Source organism: Desulforhopalus glucosivorans (assembly GCF_054397165.1).
Window position 1 is genome coordinate 5173997 of record NZ_AP044854.1, and the last position, 20389, is coordinate 5194385.

20 protein-coding genes are annotated in these 20389 nt (G+C 43.9%); 13 read left to right on the forward strand and 7 right to left on the reverse strand.

The genetic code is table 11. The features are described from left to right. The first annotated feature begins 23 nt into the window (after positions 1-23). The 3 genes from ACX6CI_RS22095 to ACX6CI_RS22105 all read left to right on the forward strand — a co-directional run bounded on the left by ACX6CI_RS22095 (position 24) and on the right by ACX6CI_RS22105 (position 1843). Positions 24-527: a glycine cleavage system transcriptional repressor gene (locus tag ACX6CI_RS22095; RefSeq protein ID WP_458775814.1), complete on the forward strand. Its 504-nt coding sequence runs from the start codon at positions 24-26 to the stop codon at positions 525-527. Between the two features lie 290 nt (positions 528-817). Further along, complete coding sequence (locus ACX6CI_RS22100; protein ID WP_458775815.1) at positions 818-1525, forward strand: TIGR04211 family SH3 domain-containing protein; 708 nt, start codon at positions 818-820, stop codon at positions 1523-1525. A 102-nt stretch (positions 1526-1627) separates the two neighbouring features. Further along, positions 1628-1843 (forward strand): VF530 family protein, encoded by a 216-nt coding sequence (locus ACX6CI_RS22105; protein WP_458778504.1) that lies wholly within the window; start codon positions 1628-1630, stop codon positions 1841-1843. Between the two features lie 21 nt (positions 1844-1864). On the opposite strand, the gene ACX6CI_RS22110 is transcribed toward ACX6CI_RS22105, so the two are convergent. The 4 genes from ACX6CI_RS22110 to ACX6CI_RS22125 form a co-directional block, all read right to left on the reverse strand. Next, a complete protein-coding gene (locus ACX6CI_RS22110) occupies positions 1865-2242 on the reverse strand; it encodes a hypothetical protein (protein WP_458775816.1) in 378 nt (125 codons plus the stop codon). A gap of 106 nt (positions 2243-2348) precedes the next feature. Continuing rightward, positions 2349-2537: a hypothetical protein gene (locus ACX6CI_RS22115; protein ID WP_458775817.1), complete on the reverse strand. Its 189-nt coding sequence runs from the start codon at positions 2535-2537 to the stop codon at positions 2349-2351. A 186-nt stretch (positions 2538-2723) separates the two neighbouring features. Then, positions 2724-3188, reverse strand: a complete 465-nt coding sequence (locus ACX6CI_RS22120; RefSeq protein ID WP_458775818.1) for a hypothetical protein — start codon at positions 3186-3188, stop codon at positions 2724-2726. A 126-nt stretch (positions 3189-3314) separates the two neighbouring features. Beyond that, entirely contained in the window at positions 3315-4019 is a 705-nt protein-coding gene (locus tag ACX6CI_RS22125; RefSeq protein WP_458775819.1) for a winged helix-turn-helix domain-containing protein, read from the reverse strand. A gap of 228 nt (positions 4020-4247) precedes the next feature. Between ACX6CI_RS22125 and ACX6CI_RS22130 the strand changes: the two genes are divergently transcribed. The 7 genes from ACX6CI_RS22130 to ACX6CI_RS22160 all read left to right on the forward strand — a co-directional run bounded on the left by ACX6CI_RS22130 (position 4248) and on the right by ACX6CI_RS22160 (position 12131). Further along, on the forward strand, positions 4248-5684 hold the full coding sequence (locus ACX6CI_RS22130; RefSeq protein WP_458775820.1) for an ATP-binding protein: 1437 nt from the start codon (positions 4248-4250) through the stop codon (positions 5682-5684). Positions 5685-5696: 12 nt separating this feature from the next. Beyond that, on the forward strand, positions 5697-6365 hold the full coding sequence (locus tag ACX6CI_RS22135; RefSeq protein ID WP_458775821.1) for a response regulator: 669 nt from the start codon (positions 5697-5699) through the stop codon (positions 6363-6365). A gap of 80 nt (positions 6366-6445) precedes the next feature. Continuing rightward, the gene (locus ACX6CI_RS22140) at positions 6446-7810 is read left to right on the forward strand and encodes a S8 family peptidase (protein ID WP_458775822.1); all 1365 of its coding nucleotides are present in this window, start codon (positions 6446-6448) and stop codon (positions 7808-7810) included. A 182-nt stretch (positions 7811-7992) separates the two neighbouring features. Further along, positions 7993-8991: a phosphagen kinase gene (locus ACX6CI_RS22145; protein ID WP_458775823.1), complete on the forward strand. Its 999-nt coding sequence runs from the start codon at positions 7993-7995 to the stop codon at positions 8989-8991. A 14-nt stretch (positions 8992-9005) separates the two neighbouring features. Beyond that, a complete protein-coding gene (locus ACX6CI_RS22150; RefSeq protein WP_458775824.1) occupies positions 9006-9824 on the forward strand; it encodes a M90 family metallopeptidase in 819 nt (272 codons plus the stop codon). Between the two features lie 238 nt (positions 9825-10062). After that, positions 10063-10524 carry a Fur family transcriptional regulator gene (locus tag ACX6CI_RS22155; protein WP_458775825.1) on the forward strand — a complete coding sequence of 154 codons (462 nt, stop codon included), beginning with the start codon at positions 10063-10065 and terminating at the stop codon, positions 10522-10524. A 143-nt stretch (positions 10525-10667) separates the two neighbouring features. Then, entirely contained in the window at positions 10668-12131 is a 1464-nt protein-coding gene (locus ACX6CI_RS22160; protein WP_458775826.1) for a catalase, read from the forward strand. A 244-nt stretch (positions 12132-12375) separates the two neighbouring features. Here the strand turns inward: ACX6CI_RS22160 and ACX6CI_RS22165 are convergent, their stop codons facing one another. Together ACX6CI_RS22165 and ACX6CI_RS22170 are read right to left on the reverse strand one after the other, a co-directional pair. Further along, positions 12376-15294: an ATP-binding protein gene (locus ACX6CI_RS22165; protein WP_458775827.1), complete on the reverse strand. Its 2919-nt coding sequence runs from the start codon at positions 15292-15294 to the stop codon at positions 12376-12378. 25 nt (positions 15295-15319) lie between these two features. After that, positions 15320-16675 carry an ABC transporter substrate-binding protein gene (locus tag ACX6CI_RS22170; protein ID WP_458775828.1) on the reverse strand — a complete coding sequence of 452 codons (1356 nt, stop codon included), beginning with the start codon at positions 16673-16675 and terminating at the stop codon, positions 15320-15322. Positions 16676-17087: 412 nt separating this feature from the next. On the opposite strand from ACX6CI_RS22170, the gene ACX6CI_RS22175 reads away from it, so the two are divergent. Together ACX6CI_RS22175 and ACX6CI_RS22180 are read left to right on the forward strand one after the other, a co-directional pair. Beyond that, a complete protein-coding gene (locus ACX6CI_RS22175) occupies positions 17088-17672 on the forward strand; it encodes a TetR/AcrR family transcriptional regulator (protein WP_458775829.1) in 585 nt (194 codons plus the stop codon). Positions 17673-17817: 145 nt separating this feature from the next. Next, a complete protein-coding gene (locus ACX6CI_RS22180; RefSeq protein WP_458775830.1) occupies positions 17818-17973 on the forward strand; it encodes a hypothetical protein in 156 nt (51 codons plus the stop codon). A gap of 167 nt (positions 17974-18140) precedes the next feature. Here ACX6CI_RS22180 and ACX6CI_RS22185 read toward each other — a convergent pair whose 3' ends face one another. After that, positions 18141-18794 (reverse strand): GntR family transcriptional regulator, encoded by a 654-nt coding sequence (locus tag ACX6CI_RS22185; protein ID WP_458775831.1) that lies wholly within the window; start codon positions 18792-18794, stop codon positions 18141-18143. 305 nt (positions 18795-19099) lie between these two features. On the opposite strand from ACX6CI_RS22185, the gene ACX6CI_RS22190 reads away from it, so the two are divergent. Then, positions 19100-20329, forward strand: a complete 1230-nt coding sequence (locus tag ACX6CI_RS22190; protein ID WP_458775832.1) for a saccharopine dehydrogenase family protein — start codon at positions 19100-19102, stop codon at positions 20327-20329. Positions 20330-20389 lie beyond the last annotated feature (60 nt).

Below are 20389 nucleotides of genomic sequence, written 5' to 3' on the forward strand. Positions count from 1 at the left end.
TAAATCTAGCACAAGGGACGCCTATGAAAGAAACGTATATTTCAACTGTATCTGGTCCTTCAACTCCTGGGATTGTTAAGGCCTTAGCAGAGACGACCAGATTTCATGGTGGTGAATGGCTTGCGAGTAAGGTGATGAAACTGGATGGCCAGTTTTCTGCACTTATGAAAGTGTCCATTGAGGCTGAAAGTGTTGAACCGTTGCAAAAAGCTTTGATAGAAGAGTTTAGCGATTTGCAATTTGTAAATAGCAGTGCTGTAAGTCCAACAAATGAGGAAATGCAGTCCATAGATCTAGAGGTGGATTGCAGGGACCGCGAAGGGTTGACGAGAGATATCAGCAATATAATTTTTAATCTTGATTTAGTTGTCCAGAATCTAGAATTTAACAGGTTTCCTGTCTCTTCTTTGGGAGAATCGGTCTTTTCAGCAAAGTTAACAGTCGGTGTTCCTGATGGGACTTCAGCTCGTGCTGTGGCTGAAGAAATTGAAGCTATTTCAGATGATATGAGAGTGAATGTGCTGTAGACAACATTTACTTATATAACATATCGGGTTGATGTGAAAAAAAGCCATCTGGAAATTTATCAGGTGGCTTTTTTGTGTTTGGTGTCGTCTGGTCGCGTGTCGCTTGGTCGCAATTGCACTGTGATTTAGGCTTAAAAGAAATATGTGGATGATATGTGGATTTGATGGTGGGTTGAAAGGATTCATGAATTTGTTGCGTGGATTGGGTTTTCCATTATAATGCTTCTAAGATCTCTCAATTACGTATCTTTATGATTACAAATCCTCATTACTACATTGAACGTGTGAATATGAATACAATACCTTCCCAGGAAAATGTTGGTGCCCTTACGTCTCAACTGCTTTCAGTCATTTTAGCTGTTGTTCTTGGCTCTATTTTCTTTAGCTTTAGTAGTGCTTCTGCAGAGAGTTTCTACGTCGCACCAAGTATTGATGTGGCCGTTCGAAGGGGCCAGGGGACGGAATATAAAATTGTTTCCATGGTAAAAAGCGGTTCAAGAGTTGAGTTTTTGGAAGAGGATGGGTTTCATACAAAGATACGTTTGCCATCTGGGAAAGAGGGCTGGATGTTGAGTAGGTTCCTCAGTCCTGATCCACCGCTTGACCAGGTTGTTGATAGACTTCAACTTGAAAATGACAAATTGAAGGAAGAATCAGCTACTGCAATAGAAAAGATTAATGAGCTTAATCTTGTTCTTCAGAAAACCCAGGAGGAACTGGAGGTTCTTAGAAGTGAGAGAGAGAAGCTGGGCCAAGACTATGATACCCTGCAAAAAGATACTGCCGATGTGGTACAAATTAAAGAAAATCTTGAGAAAACAGCTGAAGAAAACAGTACTCTTATGGGTAAGCTGGTTCAAGTGGAAGAACAGTATAATTCTCTAAGTAAAGACAACAAGATGTACTGGTTTTTAGCTGGAGCTGGGGTTCTGTTTGCTGGTGTCATCCTGGGTAAGATGCCTAGTCCCTCCAGAAGAAGAAAGTCGTCTCTGTTGTAGCCTGAATACCTAAACTGCAACGAGCTGTAATTGAGCTAAACGGTGTGTAACAGCCTGAGTAAAAGAGGGAAGGAAGTGGAACCTGATGTGAATAAAGATCCCATGCATGGGGTTAAACTGGCTGATATACTCCAGTGTCTGGTCGATGATTATGGCTGGGAAAAACTCGGAACCTATATCAAAATTAACTGTTTTCAGAAGAATCCTACCATCAAATCAAGTCTGAAATTTCTGCGAAAAACACCTTGGGCGCGAGAAAAGGTGGAACAGCTGTATCTCACCACAAAGAAAAAAGAACGTAGTTCAAAGAGAAAGTAGGGCGTGGCGTGATAAGTTCCGCTATTTGTCTATAACTAGAAATTTGAGCGGTTTGGCTGACGCTGAACTGTCTTGTGTGGAGATCTGCGCATTAATTATAGTCAACCTGTTCTGTATCTCTACTGTTCTCCACGCTCTTACCTGTATCCATTCTGATGGAACTGCGTCGGCCTGTTTTACATTAATCACACCTGATTCAGGAGTTGCCTGATATATAAGAGTGACAACTCCGGTGGTGGTCATACAAACCGTTAGTTCTCGGATTTGATTATTCTTCATGGTCGTAGCTTTGAGTGTTGGTGGAAAAACACCAGTTTTTCCGGCACCGGGGTTGGGGTGAGAGAGAGGGGGAAGGCACCGGAAAACCTGACATTTTTTAGTAGAAAATTTGCTCTTCAAGCTTTCTACTAATGACAAGATTAGTCCCTAAAGAAGGAACAAATATGGAGAAAATGTGTAATTTCAAATTTTTTCCTTAATGAATCTCTATTTTTAGAATTTTACGCTATGGGGTTGATTGTCTGTTTGAGCTCACAAGTTGTTTTTCGTTTACCCATTGCGGATATAATGCTGTTTTAGCCTTATGGAGTGCAGATTTTACTTTTGCCACAGCTTTTAAGCATAAGGCTGTAAGTATGAGAAAGCTGACAATCAGGCGGATGGCAATTGCTTCGGAAAACTTTTCTTGTTTCATGGGATGCTCCTTTACGTTTGTCGCGCTTATGCGCTTACTGTTAAACAGAGTTATAACGTTGTAATGTGGAACAAATATGGAGAAACTAAGAAAGAATGTGAAATGACCCGGGGGAAAGGGGAAAATCGCCGATTGTATGCAGTAGTGGCAAAATATCCTGACACTACTAACATGCTTTATCTGTTGTTACGAATAGGAACGTATTGAAGTAGACGATCCTTCATCATCACTGGAACTGCCTATGGCATCAAGTAATGTTGTCATCAGGTCACTACGTTCACCACTGTTTTGTGAATATGCTGAAATTACCTCCGAGGAATCGGGTGGTGGAGGAGGTGGAGGTCTATTTCCTTGTTTGTCGCCTTCTGCTTCGGCTGGTGAAAAGCCTATGCTTGAAAGCATGTCAAACATCTCTTGGCCGCTTAGACCGTTAGAGTCGCTATCAAAACTACTGAAACTCTCAGTTGTAACAGTTGTACCTGTTGCGTCTGAAAGACCTGCTGCAAGTGCATCGAGTTCAGTCCCTGAAACAACTCCATCTCCGTTGGTGTCTGAGACCGTAAAGGCGTTCTTACCCTCCGGCGGACGCGACATTGAGCTATTGCTCATCATTGTTGCACTATTCATACTGTTGCTGATGCTGCTAACCATAACAAGCCTCCTTTTAAATAGAGTGTTAATAGTTTGTGACGGTTTTCCCTCTATAAGTATCGGTTATAACGGCCTGGAGTTGTATGGTAATTTGGTAAATCTGTTGTATCAATTTGTATCCAGATCTTAGTGCCTTGGATGATTGTCTTCATCTGGGATAAATTGGTAACCGATGCCTCTGACAGTTTTCAAATATTGGGATGATCCAGGAGCATCACCTATCTTTTGTCGTATTCTGGAAATATAAAGGTCTATGGTTCGATCAATACCGTTATATGGGCATTTATAGAGCTCGTGGTGAATTTCATCCCTGGATACGACACTGCCATTACGTTTAGCAAGTGACCATATAAGCTGAAACTCGATGGTAGAAAGGTCTGCAGGCTGGCCTGAAATAAAAACATCACGTTTACTTGAGTCAATTATCAGTTGACCAAAGTTGAGCTGTTTAACAGAGTGTAGAGATGCATATCTTTTTTGTAAGGCCAGTAAATTGGCCACAGTGTATTGTGCTCCGTCGCTTATCTTGAGTGAGCCATCGACGCCAAGATCTAAGGCCAGGATGTGAAACTCTATTTTTTCCTGATTCGAGAGTAAGATAAACAACCCGCCATAGTGAGCGCGTATTTCCTGACATAGTGAAAGGCAGCTCACCCCCTCTTGGGGACCTTCCGCCATGAGGATATGGGGAGGGTCAGTTTGAAAAACAGTCAAAGCTTTTTCAATATTTTTTACCCTGTTCACTTTGACACCTTTTGTCTGAAGTGTTTCAGCAACCTCAAGGTAAAAATCGGTTTTTCCTCCGATAAAAACAATGTTTAAATGCTCCATAACCTTTGTATTTTTTGTATGATTAATTGTAGACGTATTCTGATGTATAGAAGATACATTACTCTGCAAATGTGGAGGAATTATGACCAAAAATTGTTTTTTAAAAGGAGATTCACATTTCTTTCATATTTAGGTACTACATAAATTAGTGTTCGGTTTGTTAGAGGGATACAATGTGACTATTTTTGGGGTGTGATACAACTTCTCACTTCGGACAAGGGATTTTTTGTGAAACAAAAAATTAAATATAAACTGTTTTTTACACTGTTACTGACAAGTGTGGTTGCTTCGCTCGCCCTGCATTTTTATGTGAAGGTGACTTTTGAACGTAGCTTTAAACAGTATGTTGAAGAACAGGAAATGGAGCAGCTTCAAGAGCTTACGACTCAGTTGAAGAGTTTTTACAAACAGCAGGGTGATTGGAGTTTTATCGCAGGTAATCACCACCTGTGGAAGCGTTTGCATGATGAGGCTTTAGAAGGGCAGCAATCTACAGAAATGCGGCCTAAAGGACGTCCTGGAAATCTGCCTCCTCCACCATCCCATGAATCTATGGATAGGATTGAAAAGGGGCCCGCTTATTTGGGGCCAAGAATAATACTATATGATGCAGACAAAAACTGGATCATCGGCGGCCCCGAAGAGCATGAAGAATTGTCGAACCTGCTTCCAATAAAACTTGAAGAAACAGTCATTGGTTATCTGGGGCTGTTACCTGCGAAAGCTCTTAGGATTGCTCGGGATCGACACTTTATACAAAAACAGGCAAGAACATTTGCATTCATTCCCCTTATTATAGTGGTGCTGTCACTGCTGCTCTCCTATCCCATGGCGGTTCACCTCCTAAGGCCCGTTGTTGCCATGACCGAAGGGACCGCTAAGTTGATTGCGGGTCGTTTTAAAACAAGGATTCCTGTTACCACAAACGACGAGCTGGGAAGGCTTTCTCAAGATTTTAATATTCTTGCAATGACCCTTGAGAAAAATGAAAAAAATAGAAAGCAGTGGGTGGCGGATATCTCCCATGAATTGCGTACTCCTCTCTCCGTACTGCGGGGGGAAATTGAGGCACTACAGGATGGAATGAGACAGCCGGACACTGAAACCCTGTCCGTTCTTCATTCTGAGGTAATGCATCTTGAACGAATGGTGGGCGACCTGTATGAATTGTCCATGTCAGATATAGGGGCTCTTAGTTATCGAAAAGTAGTTGTTGATCCGGTCGGTATACTTGTAGGGGTGGTGGAGTTATATGAACTGCGCCTTGCAGCAAAAAATATCAAGGTTACCACAGATTTTTATCCAGCATCATGTTCAATGGTTGCAGATCCTGATCGCATGCAGCAGTTGTTTTCAAATATTCTTGAGAACAGTCTCCGTTATACCGACGAAAATGGTTCAGTAAACCTCAAGTTTGTCATAGAAAATGACTGTGCGATTATTTCCATAGAAGACTCCTTGCCAACAGTATCTGAAACGGGGCTTGCTAAACTGTTTGATCGTTTTTACCGAGTCGATGGTTCTCGCAACAGGAAGACCGGCGGGGCAGGTTTAGGGCTTGCCATATGTAAGAATATCGTCGAGGGACATGGTGGGGAGATCAAGGCTGCATGTTCTTCCATTGGCGGTGTAGGAATAACAATTACGTTCCCCTTAGCTGCGTGAAATAAAGAGATTATGAAACAAAAAATACTGATAGTTGAAGACGAAAAGCGGTTGGCAGATCTGCATAGGGATTATCTACAGAAGTCCGGGTATGAAACGGAGTGGCTGGAAGATGGCGATGAGGTTGTGGCTTGGGTAAAGCAAAATTCTCCCGATCTGATTTTGCTTGATCTCATGTTGCCTGGAAAAGATGGCCTTGATATTTGCAAAGAACTTCGGTCCTTTTCGAGTGTTTCCATAATTATGGTTACAGCCCGCGTGGAAGAGATCGACAGGCTGCTGGGCCTGGAATTCGGGGCGGATGATTATATTTGCAAACCCTTTAGCCCAAGGGAGGTTGTCGCACGGGTCAAAGCGGTGTTGCGGCGAGGGCAACCCATGGGTTCCACAGATGAGTTACTTGCACTTGATGAGGATTGCTATCTTGCAACCATTAAAGGAAAAAAGCTTGATTTGACCGCTGTGGAGTTTCAACTTCTCTCAATTCTTGCGGGACGGCCTGGTCAAATATTTAGTCGGGATCAACTCATGGAAAGAATTTATAACGACGAGCGAATCGTATGTGATCGGACCATTGACAGTCATATCAAGAAGTTGAGAAAGAAAATCGCCATGGTTGCCCCGGGCTTGGATCTCATACGTTCTGTCTATAGTGTGGGGTATAAGTACGAGATACAGTAGTGCAGTCAAGAGTAACATGTCTGGATGCTCCCAACGTATACAAGCCTTGTCTTTTCGTTGATTTTCCTTAAAATGTATTCATGAATATATTGAATATTACTCAGCAGGGAAGGTGTTGGCGTGTAGTTCCATTGGTTCGATACGTAGCTTTGATATGTCTTATCGGCCTTATTCTACCTTTATCACTTTCTGCAGCGTCACTTGAAATCGAAGGGGAACGCGCCTGGTTAAAAGCCGATGGAGAACCACTGGTTGAGGTACTGCAGCTTTTCCAGGACCGTGGAATTGAAGTCCAAATTGATCAATTAATTGGATCGCAGCGTATTTCAGGAGATTGGAACAGTGTCTTAATAAGTCAGCTTATTTCTAAGTTGGCACATCCTCATAGCTTCATACTTGAGTGGAGACAAGAGGGTGGTGATGCAGGACATACTTACCAGCTCTCTTCCATAAAGATCTTTCCTGAAGGCAAAAAACTAGTGGCACAGTCAGACTCCTTAAACGAAAAGGTGCTTGATGTCGTTGAGGGTGAGAGTGGTGTTAGATATCTTCGAAGTGAAATTCTGGTTGGCTTTAGGCAGAATTCATCTGTCTCTGATTTGGAAAGATTACTCAGTCTTCTTGATGGTGTTGTGGTTGAAGTGATGAAACCTCTCGGTTTGTATCGCATTAAAATCAGTCAACACATGTCGGTTGAAGATGCGTTGGAAATTGTCAGGTCGTATCAGGAGGGTGTCGCGGCTGAACCGAACTTAGCTTTTCCACTGATTGCGAGTACTGTGGAGCCACAGGTCAATAAAGATAATGTTCTTGACTTTAACCGACTCAGTGACAGCTCCGTTATTGCCGTGTTGGATTCGGGCCTCGATCCTTCCTATGCCGACCACTCCTTTATTTTAGATACCTATAATGCCATAGATCCAAGCTCGGAAATAAATGATCCCAATGGCCACGGAACCTTGACTTCACTTATTGCGGCAGGGGCCATTACACCTTTAGGAGGGCAAGAAGCCGTTGGTCGCGTACCTGTGGTTTCAATTAAGGCCTTTGATAAAAATGGTATGACCAGTTCAGGAACAGTTATACGTGCTCTTGAATATGCCATCAACTCAGGGGCGAGTATTGTAAGCATGAGTTGGGGAGCAGAAGTTGATAGTTCGTTTATGAAGTCTGCTATGAATATGGCCAGTCGTAGCGGTATAAAGCTTTATGCTGCTGCAGGTAATAGTCCCACAGGTACACCTGTTTACCCTGCAGGATATGATTCTGTTATTGCTGTGGGAGGACTGAATCCCGATGGTAGTCGGTGGGAAGACTCTAATTATGGTGATTTTGTAGAATATTACGAACCAGCCTTGGCTAACTTTGAAGATAAATCTTTTGCGGGAACCTCCATTGCTGCACCTTATGCTGCTTTCAAAGATGCTCAAAGCGTGACAGAGTAAGTTTACCCCTTACCAGTATCGAGGGATCAGAGGTTGCAACCATTGCAATCCATAGTCATTGACGCTCTTTGACCTAATTGCTATATAAGTCATCACGCAACATTAAGCGTCCTGTATGAGTTCTGAAGGTATAGAACCCATAGAGCCTAATATTAATTCAAGTGTAATGGTGACTATTTTTGATGCAATCCCCCTTTGATAAGACCTCCGAGTGCCTTGCCAAAAAACATCTTGATCCGGAGAAGTATTCAAGGCTTAAGGTGTTAGCCACCGATAGCGGCTTTACTCTGGATCAAGCTATTCAGTCGGGTGTGGCCAATTCGGACAGTTCTATTGGAATCTATGCAGGGGATGCTCAATCCTATGAACTGTTTTCTGAAGTGTTCTCCCCTGTTATTCAAGAGTATCACTGCTTTTCCGGTGACGTTGCCCATTGTTCTGATTTTTCCCCGGTTGACTTGCCAGATCCGGATCCTGAAAGAAAATATATTCTTTCAAGTAGAGTTCGTGTGGCGAGAAATATTGAAAGCTATCCCTACACCTGTCACCTTACATTAAAAGAACGAAGGTGTTTGGAAAAGGATGTCGTTGCTGCCTTTAATGTATTGCCAGACGGATTGGCAGGTACCTATCATAGTTTTGAAGAAGAGGCTGATGCTGGGCTTCTCTTTGAAAAGGGTGACAGGTTTCAGGAAGCTGCCGGGATAAATACCGATTTTCCTCTTTGTCGTGGGATTTTCTATTCAAACGATAAACGGTTCCGGGTTTGGCTGAATGAAGAAGATCACTTGCGCCTTATAAGCCAGGACAGTTCTTCTGATATATCCGGGGTCTTTAATCACCTTGGCAAGGCGCTTGTTTCTCTGAGCGAACAGCTCCCTTTTGCACGGGATAAACGCTACGGTTATTTGGCAACCTGTCCCACTAATCTTGGTACTTCCATGCGTGCTGGGGTGCATATCCGCCTTAAAAATCTCAGCATAAAACAATCTCTATTACGTGAGCTTGTGGATACGCATCAGTTGCAGCTTCGCGGGACCGGTGGAGAAAATACTGAAGTTACGGATAGTGTCTTTGATATCAGTAATAAACGCCGTTTAGGGCTCTCTGAGGTTGATATAATTACCGGGTTACATAAGGGCCTGTTGGCAATCATTGGTGAAGAGAAAAACTGTGGTTAATAAAGGGCGATCATATGTTTAATTGGTTTCGAAAAAGAGCTCGGAAAAAGATTCTACAGACACCGTTTCCTGAAAAATGGCGTGAGATACTTACAGAGCGGGTGGCCCACTACAGCTATCTCAATGTAGAAGAGCAAGCCTACCTTGAGGAGCTGATACAATATTTCATTGCAGAGAAGACTTTTGAAGGTTGTGGTGGTCTTGAAATTACTGATGAAATCAGGGTGGTTATAGCAGCAGAAGCATCTCTTCTGGTTCTAGCTCTCCCTTCTTTTCAGTACAAAGAGTTGAAATCTGTCCTCGTGTATCCCACGACGATAACTCTGCCTGAAAGTAGATCCAGTGTTTTTAGTGAAGGTCTTTCAATAGTTCCTCATCGTCAGGCGATTCTGGGGCAGGCAATGCTCAACGGTCCTGTACTTCTTGTCTGGGATGCGGTCGTTCGGGATGCAAGGCATCCTGAGCGTGGCCATAACGTGGTGTACCATGAGTTTGCCCATATCCTTGATATGCGCGATGGAACTGCGGACGGAACACCAGAACTGCACAACACAAAACTATATCGTGCCTGGGTTGAGATCTGTTCAAAAGAGTATTTTCGTCTACAAAAACGTGTGGATGGGGGTAAGAAAACTCTTCTCGATTCCTACGGCGCAGTTCATGAAGCAGAATTTTTCGCCGTTGCAACAGAATTGTTCTTTGACCGTCCAAGACAGATGCGACGAGAGCGTCCTGAATTATACGATGTCCTTGCTGCATATTATCGGCAAGACACAGCGGCCAGAAAGGATTTGTATGACCAACGATCGAACACCCGGGTTTCTTTCCCATAGTTGATTGTCATGATAAGTACCTTATCCTTCGGAGCGTTTTTTTTGCGCTACTATCAACGTCCCCCTTGCTTATAACACAATGTTTTAGGGCTCCACCTTGTGTTCGCCAGTGCCTCACTGTTTCTCAATAAGTGCGGGAAACAGTATGAGCTGCATATTTATTTCGTTGTAGACTATTGACAGTGCCTGGGCTAGTGGATAACTATTATTAATAAGAAACTCTTACCAGTAACAAGATATGGCCATAATTGACCGAAAAGATATGACAGCAGAGCAGCGGGTGGAACAGATGGTGGGCCGATTAAAGGTTGGTGACCATCGGGTTACTCCGCAACGCCTTGCAATATTTAAGATTCTTGCCAATAGCGTTGGACATCCTTCGGCAGAAGATATCCATGGGGCACTTGTTGAGCATTATCCAACCATGAGCCTTGCTACCGTTTATAAGACGTTGACACTCTTAAAACAGGAGGGGGAGGTTCTTGAGTTACAATTTAGCGATTTAGGAAATCGGTATGATGGCAACAAACCCTATCCGCATCCCCATGTGATTTGTACCGGATGTGGTGAGATTGTTGATCCGTCTTTTTTGAATCTAGAAGAGATCACAAAAAAAATGACAGCCGATACTGGTTTTAAGATTGTAACCCACAGGCTCGATTTTTTTGGGATTTGTCCCAAGTGTCAGTTGGAGGAGTAGCGTTTTTTTTACACTATTGTGGAGAATCATTATCTATAAGAAATGGTTGTTGGTGAGTTTCTTGCACAAAGTAGGATCGTAGAAGTAGTTATCGAGTTTTGATCGGGTAATGTACAATTCATGTCAATCAAAGGAGATACGTAATGGCTGATGGAAAGAAAAAGTTAACCACAGGTTCTGGCGCTCCAGTTGCAGATAATCAAAATGTTATGACAGCAGGTCCCAGAGGACCATTGCTAATGCAGGATGCCTGGTTTTTAGAAAAACTCGCTCACTTTGACAGGGAAGTGATTCCGGAAAGAAGAATGCACGCCAAGGGGTCTGGAGCCTATGGCACCTTTACTGTGACAAATGATGTGAGTAAATATACCAGGGCGAAATTGTTTTCTGAAGTTGGCAAGAAAACGGAGTTGTTCGTCCGGTTTTCAACTGTTGCCGGGGAACGTGGCGCAGCGGATGCCGAGCGCGATATCCGTGGGTTTGCCATCAAATTTTACACTGAAGAGGGTAACTGGGATCTGGTAGGCAATAATACCCCAGTGTTTTTCCTTAAAGATCCGCTCAAGTTTCCTGATCTAAACCATGCCGTCAAAAGAGACCCCAGAACCAATATGCGTAGTGCCCAGAATAATTGGGATTTTTGGACCTCTTTGCCTGAATCCCTGCATCAGGTAACTATCACAATGAGTGACAGGGGCCTTCCGGCTTCCTATCGTCATATGAACGGATACGGTAGTCATACCTATAGCCTGATTAGTCCTGATAATAAGAGATATTGGGTCAAGTTCCATTTTAAGACACAACAGGGTATTAAAAACTTAACGGATGCAGAAGGGGAAGCACTTGTGGGTAAGGATCGAGAGAGCCATCAGAGGGATCTTCTCGATAGTATAGATAATAAAGACTTCCCAAAGTGGGATATGAAAATTCAGGTGATGGAAGAAGAGGACGCTGCAAAATGTGACTTCAATCCATTCGACCTGACAAAGGTATGGCCCCATGCAGATTATCCCCTTATTGATGTGGGAGTACTTGAGTTAAACCGCAATCCTGAGAACTACTTCGCAGAGGTTGAACAGTCGGCGTTTAACCCAACTAACATTGTTCCGGGTATTGGCTTTTCCCCAGATAAAATGCTGCAGGGACGACTCTTTTCCTATGGAGATGCCCAGCGTTATAGGCTCGGTATAAATCATAATCAGATTCCAGTAAATCAACCGAGATGCCCTGTGCATGGATACCACCGAGATGGTGCCATGAGGGTTGATGGTAATTATGGAAGCAGAATAGGTTATGAGCCCAATAGCTATGGTGAGTGGCAGGAACAACGCGATTTTAATGAACCACCCCTTAAAATTGATGGAAATGCTGATCATTGGGATCATCGGCTAGACAATGATGATTACTACACCCAACCAGGTAACCTCTTTCGTATGATGAGTGCAGAGCAGCAGAAGGTGCTCTGTGAAAATACAGGAAGAGCAATGGGGGATGCGCCAAAAGAGGTGAAGGTTCGTCACATTGGTAATTGCCTTAAAGCTGATCCTGCCTATGGTAAGGGTGTGGCAGAGGCATTAGGGATATCGCTTGAAGACGTACCTCAGTAAGAATTAACATCTGGAGGATTTCAACAAAGCACATATATCAACTTCTCACTGAAAGATACGTTAACCGTTTAGGGGTAACGTATCTTTTAGTGTTTTTTGAGGGTGTTTTCGTAATTAATCGTCCCTGAGAATATCATGTATATCCCAGTGACAAAATGTTGAACCAGCTCTTTAAAAAAAAATTAGTGAAGTCCTTACTTTAAAATGAGGCCTGCCGAATTACAAAAGTGCGTTCAGAACTGCTTTAACCCAACTGAAGTATCTTCTTCACTTGTTTGTTAATTTCACTGGCTGTAAACGGTTTATTCAATATACCGGATACTCCAATTGAGGCGAGTAATTCCCTTTGTGAATATTCCTCAGATGCGCCGCTCTCACGAAGATCGTTAAATCCTGTACAGAGCAGAATTGGAATGTCGGAGCGAACGGTCTTGATAGTTTTGGCCATTTCGTCCCCGGTCATTTCCGGCATAGTTAGATCGGTAATAACCAGATCAAAATCGCCAGGTTGTTTCTTGAAATGGTCAAGCGCCTCAACGGGGGAATTGAATACAGTGACCGTATAATTGAGCTTAGTGAGCATACGTTTAACCAAATTGGTGAGGGCTGTTTCATCATCAACAAAGAGGATCGATTCACCCTGACCCGATGAAACCTTTGTTGGCTCCTCTACTATCTCATCACTTGGGAGAGCTGGTTTTGCTTTGGGAAGATATACACTTATCCTGGTTCCGACATCAATCTCCGATTGAACCTGCAGGTAACCTTCAGAATTTTTAATAATTCCATGAACCACGGCTAGGCCCATTCCTGTGCCCCGGTCACGTTCACGTGTAGTAAAGAAAGGCTCAAATATACGGTCAAGGTTTTCCGGCGGTATACCGCAACCGGTATCAGAAATAGAGAGGTGAATATAGGTTGTGTCTGCTCTGCCATCTCCTGTTGCTTCTGCGATATCCGAACCAGATCGCTCGTCGAGGATAATCTCTATTGTTCCCCCCGATTTCTGCATGGCAAGGCTTGAGTTGGTGCAAAGGTTGAGCATGATCTGGCTCATCTGGCCACTATCAGCCATAACATATCCATTACTATGGATATGTTTTTTGATGCTTATAGACGCAGGAATTGAAGCACGAAGAAGAGCCACAGTCTCTTCAATTATCTCATCTAATGCTACCCTTTCAATGGACGGCGTGGAGAGGCGACTGAACGTGAGAATTTGACTTACAAGTCCACGAGCCCGTAAACCTGCCTGCGTGATATTTTTTAGAAATCCATACTCTTCACGATCTTTATCCAATGATGCTTCAAGTAATTCAGCATAACCGAGGACGGCACTAAGGATGTTGTTGAAGTCATGAGCAATCCCCCCTGCAAGGGTGCCGATCGCTTCCATTTTGTACGCTTGTCGAAGCTGGCTTTCAAGCTGGTTTTTCTCTTCTTCAATACGTTTTCGATCTGTCAGATCAAAGAATGATATCAGTATTTTCTCCCAGCTTTGTTCATAGCCGGGTGGAATTGAGGAACGTTTGACGAGGGTCAATGGAGTTCCTCCCAGGGTCAGGAGCTCAGTCTCGATTTCAAACGTCCGATTTTCTGCAATGGCAATTAACTCCTCTTTAAGCGATTGATTTGCGGTTCCCTCAAGAAGAGCTGATCGGTTTTTAATGAAATGTTCTTTGTTGTTTGCCTGGAAAAGTGTGAGTGTTGCATGGTTAACTTCTTTGATAGAAATAAGCGATGCCAACCTGACAACCTCTTCCGGGTAGGTTGTGAAATATGCATCAAAGCTCTCTATTCCATCGCTTTTAATTGTATCAATTGCACGTTTTGCCTCTGAGTAGTCCTTCTCAAGCAGGCTGATTGGTGAGCTTTCAAACAGGACACGGAAGCGTTTTTCACTCTCAGTAAGCAATTGCTGCTGGCTGTTCAGGTCATAGATATATGCTTTTAATTGACGGCTCATTGTATTGAAGCTGGTCGCCAGTGTACCGATTTCGTCGCGGCTACTGATTGAAATGAGCTGGTCAAGCTGCCCCTCACTGATCTGGTTGGCAGCCTCGGTTATAGTTTTGAGAGGACGAGTCATCCTGATGGAGATAAGGGCGACCAGAATTAAGGAGAGCCCGAGCAGGGGAAGTGAGACCAGAAGCATCTCTAAAAGAGCGGATCGACTTCTTTTGCTAATGACCGTTGACAGTTCGTGGGTTGTAATCGAAGCAAGCTCCACTGGAACAACCAGGCCAAGGCGAAGGTTGGCGTTGACAAGAGGCCGATACGCCATGTATTTGTCGCCGCTGGGAAGTGTGATTTTGCCCACATCCTTATTCCCCAGCGCCATGGCGTGCAACATATGCTGAAATGCCCGGTTGTCGGAACCTGAAAGGTCAACTACATCCTGACCCATTCCGGCCTCAACACCCGGTTTCAGATCGACGAGGGCAAGTGGAGGAGAAGCCACGAGTTGTGTATCATTGTCCAGCAGGAAGTTGTATGAGCCGCGAATCGCTTGCAGGTGATTATATTGCCTCGCCATACGAATAACGGAAACAGAAATTCCAAGAAACCCGGTCAACTCGTCATTTTTATAGATCGGAGCGACAGCATCGATGACCCTGTCATAGGCGATGGAGTGTGGATTCTGGTGGATTGGGCTCCAGGCCATGGTACCTTGCAGGTCGTATGTACTCTCAAATTGAGGTAGGAAATGTGCGTCCGCCAGAGAAAATGAACTATTTTTCCGCAGATCCCGCTCCCGGCGGACAAAGACTTTGGCACTCCCATCGATGGGGAGGTAGAATATAGTGGTGGCGAATTTCCCACCTTTAGCAAGAATAAGTTCGAAAATCTGATCATCTATCGCCGAGTCCTGTTCTGAAGCCAAGGCGAGTTCCAGGGCCTGGGCACCTATCATAACCACATTTTTCGTATGTTCCAGCTGACTGTCAAAGGTGTCCGCCTGCCCTGTGACGATGGAGAAGAGAAAACGGCGATTGGTATCCTCCAACATTGCTGAGCCGCGGTTGCGTATATCCTCACCTGTGCGAAGAGCAGACCAGTAGTTGGTTGCCATCAAGCCTGCTGCAAGCAGAACAAGGCACACCCCGCTTGAGAGAACAAGCTTTTGCCAGAAACGCAGATTGAGCCCCTTGAACACATCCATTTGCTATTATCTCTCTATAATTTACTCAATGAGCCTCGGGCCATTTCTCTAACTCTACATCCCATTTTAACTGGCACTGTTTGAGCGCCTCATCCGGTGACATTCTTCCTTCAAGAGCAGCGACGAGGGCATCGGTGATGTTCACGAGGAGGTCCGGTACAGCCGGGTGGTTGGGGAAAGCAACGAATGTTCCGTCAAGCAGCTGCTTTTCAACCTCGCTGACCTGGGGGGCAAACTCCTGGAATTCCATGTTATTGATGGTTGAAATACGCGTCGGATCATGTCCCCCGCCGCCAGGTATGAGATTGAGTTTGAGGGTTATGTCTTTTCTTATGGCAAACAGGAGTAACTGCTCAGCAAGATCGCGCTGTTTCGATTTAGAGGAAATTCCAAGGGACCAACCGGCGTTAAGCGGTGCCAATCCTGAGCTTCCGATATCCTGCTCAACCGGCATAGGCACGACTCCCCAGTCCCCCCTGATGAGTGATTGCCGTGGATCTTCAGCCATAATTCCGACATCCGTCCATTGCTCGACCATACCGACCTTGCCCTGAATAAATGCATCCCTGGCAACAGCGAAATCCACCTCCAGCGTAGAAGGAAAGGTGTACTTGGAATGCTCCACCATGGCTTCGAGAGCACGAACGGCCTCAGGTGAATAGATGCGCGGCTGCATATTATCGTCTTCCATTGTGCCGCCAAAGCCTCCGAGCCTGTTGAGAAAACTACCGACAATAAGAAATGGCGTGGGATAGGCCATAAATGCGGCGCCATAGATATTATTCTTTTTTTCTTTTTCCGTTATGAATTTGACGATCTCTAGATATTGGCTCCAGGTGGATGGTGGAGAGAGGTCATATTTAGCAAAGAGCGATTTTCGGTAGAAGAGAACGTGAATATCACCGTCAAAGGGAACAGCCCACCGCTTACCTCGATACAGGGTGTAGCGGTCAAAATAGTGGGGTATGAGATCGTCGACGTCGATTATCTCCGCATTTTTCTTGTAGAAATGATCCAAGGGAGAAATCACCCTCTCCTCAGCCAGTCTGGCGAGATTTGCATACCAGAACACATACACATCTGCCTGGGGGGATGGTGAGTTAAAATCATTCAGGGTTGCTTCATAGATTTCGTGATATTCAGCAGATATGATCCTCACCACATTACCGGTCTCTTCATAGAACAGCCGGGCCATTTCATCAGCCGCACCCAGATGGGATGTATGAATCATCAGGGTGACATGACTGCCCTGCTCTTGAACATCTTTTTTGACTGTTGTTGAAGGTTCGGGACTGTTATCGCAGCTTGTGAGGAGAAGGGAGGTGAAAAGAAGAATTACGATGTGTTTAATCACATAGGCTGACACTATATTTGTTCTCATATATTCGCCAATAGTTGTGTGTGCTGAGGGGACACACTTTTCCTTGCCCCAATATGATATTTTATGATCAAATAAATTAAGTATCGGCCAGGGAAGTGTATATTTCAAGTCTTTTTGCAGTTTTCTAGCAAAAGGACGGTCGGAATCATTGATTTATCTTGTGATTCCAAGATAGCCAGCCCATAAGGATGCAGATGGCAACAAGTATCGTCACCAACATCCATCTTTCCAACTCAATTACATCATATTCATTGGTTGCATCACAATAATATCCGATTGATTTCTTTCATACCTCAACTGTCAGCGAAATCAATGCGCCCTCTCTGCAGATACAGCTCTTGACTATCGGCTTTTGAGAATATATATCTATCTGTAGGTAGATATAAAAATTAAAACAGCTATTGGAAGCAATATGACTGCCAGAGAACTCAATACAACTGCCCACAAAATACTTGATGCTGCGCAAGGCCTTGTTCAGACAGCGGGGTTCAATGCATTTAGCTATAAAGATCTACAACAAGAGGTTGGCGTTAAGACGTCGACTATGCATTACTATTTTCCAACGAAACAGGACCTGGCTGCAGCCCTTGTGATACGACATAATGAGCAGTTAATACAGAAATTGGAGGAACTGAAAGGAGCCACTTCAAGCGGCTTGGAACGTATTAGGCTCTTAGGAGAAATATTTATTGATATCGCTTCTAAAGGGAAATTTTGCCTATGTGGGATGCTTACCTCTGATTTACTTTCTATGTCAGATGCGGGCAGACAAGCTCTTGATGATTTTTACTGCTACACCGAGGCATGGCTTGCAGATGCAATTACACAGGGAATAGCTGAGGGCGATATTGATGCTTCACTACATCCCACAGAGGGTGCTGCCAATTATTTGGCGACACTTGAAGGTGGTATCTTAATTGCTCGGGCAAAAAATAACAAATACTACATGAGTTCGATAGTTAATCAGGCTGTACATTACTTTAAGAAATACGCTTGATTAAGAAAGCAGTACTGTAGTGAATTGTAATATCAAGATGTACATACTACTGAAGAATCTACCTACGCATAGATACATTTAAAAATATACAGCAAGATGTTCTTCAGCCAGGAAGAGCTTCAATTCCAATACGAAGGAATAACCAGTGAAAACCATAAACATTTCAACACAAATAATACTCATTACTTACCTGCTCTTAGGAGTCGTGATAACACCATTTGCCAATGAAAATATTGAAAGAGTACGATATGGCCATGAAGAAGTTGATGGATTGAATATTTTTCTGGAAAGCTTTAAGTGATTCTTCTCAGTAACCACTTAATACATAAGAGATAAGACTGAAGCTTAGTGCAGAGCAGGAGAGGCGGGGGCTCACGTTTCTTACCGGTGTCACATTGTGAACTTAAAATGACTTCCAGATAAGTGAACGTAGTGAGGCCTTCGAGGTACTCTTCCCGGTTATCGGGGTTATACATCAAACATCTTCATTGTATGAATAATGTGTTCTTTCATGGCTTCCCTGGCGCCTTCAGCATCTTTGTTACCAATACAGGCAAGGATGGTTTCATGCTGTTTTGGGGTGTAAAAAATACTCCCCTTGGGGGAAGTATAAAAGGAATCATAGAAAAAGATGTATATCGATGCCTGGTGAAATAACTGCTTGCTCACCCGCTCCAAATACCTGTTATTTGTTGACTCAGCCAGCACGAAGTGGAAATCACGATTTGCACGGTAGTACGCTTCATCATCCTTTTCCTCCAGTGCCTGCCGGTCTTTATCGTTAATTATATTTAACTTCTCCAGATTCTCATCTGAACAGTTTCGGGCTGCTTCCCATGCAACCTGACCTTCGATCATTGTTCTAAAAGTAAACAGCTTTCTGCCTTCATCCAGGGTAACCACAGGGATAAAACACCCTTTCTTCTTCTTTCTCTCAAGGATGCCCTCAATATTCATCCTGGATAAAGCACGATTAATTGGAGTTCTGCTCATTCCAAGAGTGCGGGATAAGTACTCTTCCTGGAGAAAATCCCCTGGAATAAACTTGCGTTCATAAATGAGTCGGAGGATTTCAGCATATGCCTGGTCCTCGCTGCTTGCCTTGTTCTTCGTGCTCATCATAGTAACAATGATTCCTGGATTTATAGAGATAACTGATTGTTAAACAAATACCCTCCAGATCTCAATGATCATGGATCAAGCCGATCTGAAGAACCTTCTGTCTACGAAATAACGACCTTAAACTCATAGCATTCCCTTCTCTATACGAGTTATTTAAAAAATAATCCATTCAAAATGTTTTTTTCCTTGCACTCATCGTTGTATTCTTTTATTCATACATAACTTTGGCAGCAAATACATTTAACTGAACTTCCGTGTAATTTTACTTCCACGTACATGGTGTAAACCTGAAGGAGTCTTACGTGATGGAACGAAAAATTGTTCTTCTGGGCTATGGAATGCAGGGAAAAGCCTGCGTATATGATCTCATTAAATATGGTGAGTTTGATGAGCTGAGTGTTGTTGATTGCTATGATGGATTTCTCGATGACCTTACTGCTCTAGGTGATCCCCGGGTAAGAGGATTCCAGATCGACGGTTCAGATTCAGAAAAATTAAGAGAACTGTTCAACCCCGCCTCACTGGTCATTGATTTTTTTCCACCTCACCTGACACTCTCAATGGTTGAACTCGCCATTGAAGGCAATTGTCACGCCCTTACTTCAAGTTATATCAATAATCCAGCCTATGCAAATCAGCCTGGTATGGCCGAGCGACTCGATCTCCTCGATCAAAAAGCACGACAAAGCAACCTCGTCATTCTTGAAGAGTTTGGTATGGACCCGGGAATTGACCTGGCCATGGGACAAACGATCGTTAATTCCTTTGATGAAGTTCATGCCTTGCATTCCTATGGGGCTGGCTTTCCCGAATTGAAATCGGCAGACAACCCGTTACGCTATAAATTCACCTGGTCGGTTATTGGAGTGATTCGCTCCCACCTTCGCCCTGCCAGGTACCTCCACAATAATGAGGTTCGCGAGATTGAAGCCGATGCCATGTTCTCTCCAGAGAATATTCACTACCTCGATCTTCCAAATATGGGAGACACTCTTGAGTGTTTCTACAACGGTAACTCCACCCAATATGCAGATCATTTTGGCATAGGGGACACCGTTAAAAGCATGGGCCGATATATTTGCCGCTGGCCTGGACACGGTGCATTTTGGGAACGAATGGCTCGCTGCGGCTTTCTCAATAGCGAACCAATTCAGGTGGGCGATCAACAGGTAAAACCGGACGAATTCTGTGCCGCTCTCCTGGGAAATCAACAACAGTTTTACTACCAGGATAATGAGAGTGATGTTGGCCTGTTGCGTGTCGACGGCAGAGGTCTCATCAATGGTGAGCCAAAGCAAATTGTGATGCAGTCCATCGTCTTGCATAATCATGACTCTGGATTTTCCGCCATGCAGCAAACGGTCGGATTCCCAATGGCAATCGGTTCCATGATGATTCTGGATGGCAAGATAGAGAAACCGGGAAGGACAATGCCCATGGAGGTTCCCCTGGACGACTATTTTAACGAGTTAGAGAAACGGGGAATCCAGTTCACAAAAACCGTAAGCGATTGGGATGGGAAATTAAATCCTTGATTGAAAATCCTACCCTTTAAACGTACTTGCTCTGTGAGGCTGCCTCTCTGACGTGGTAGC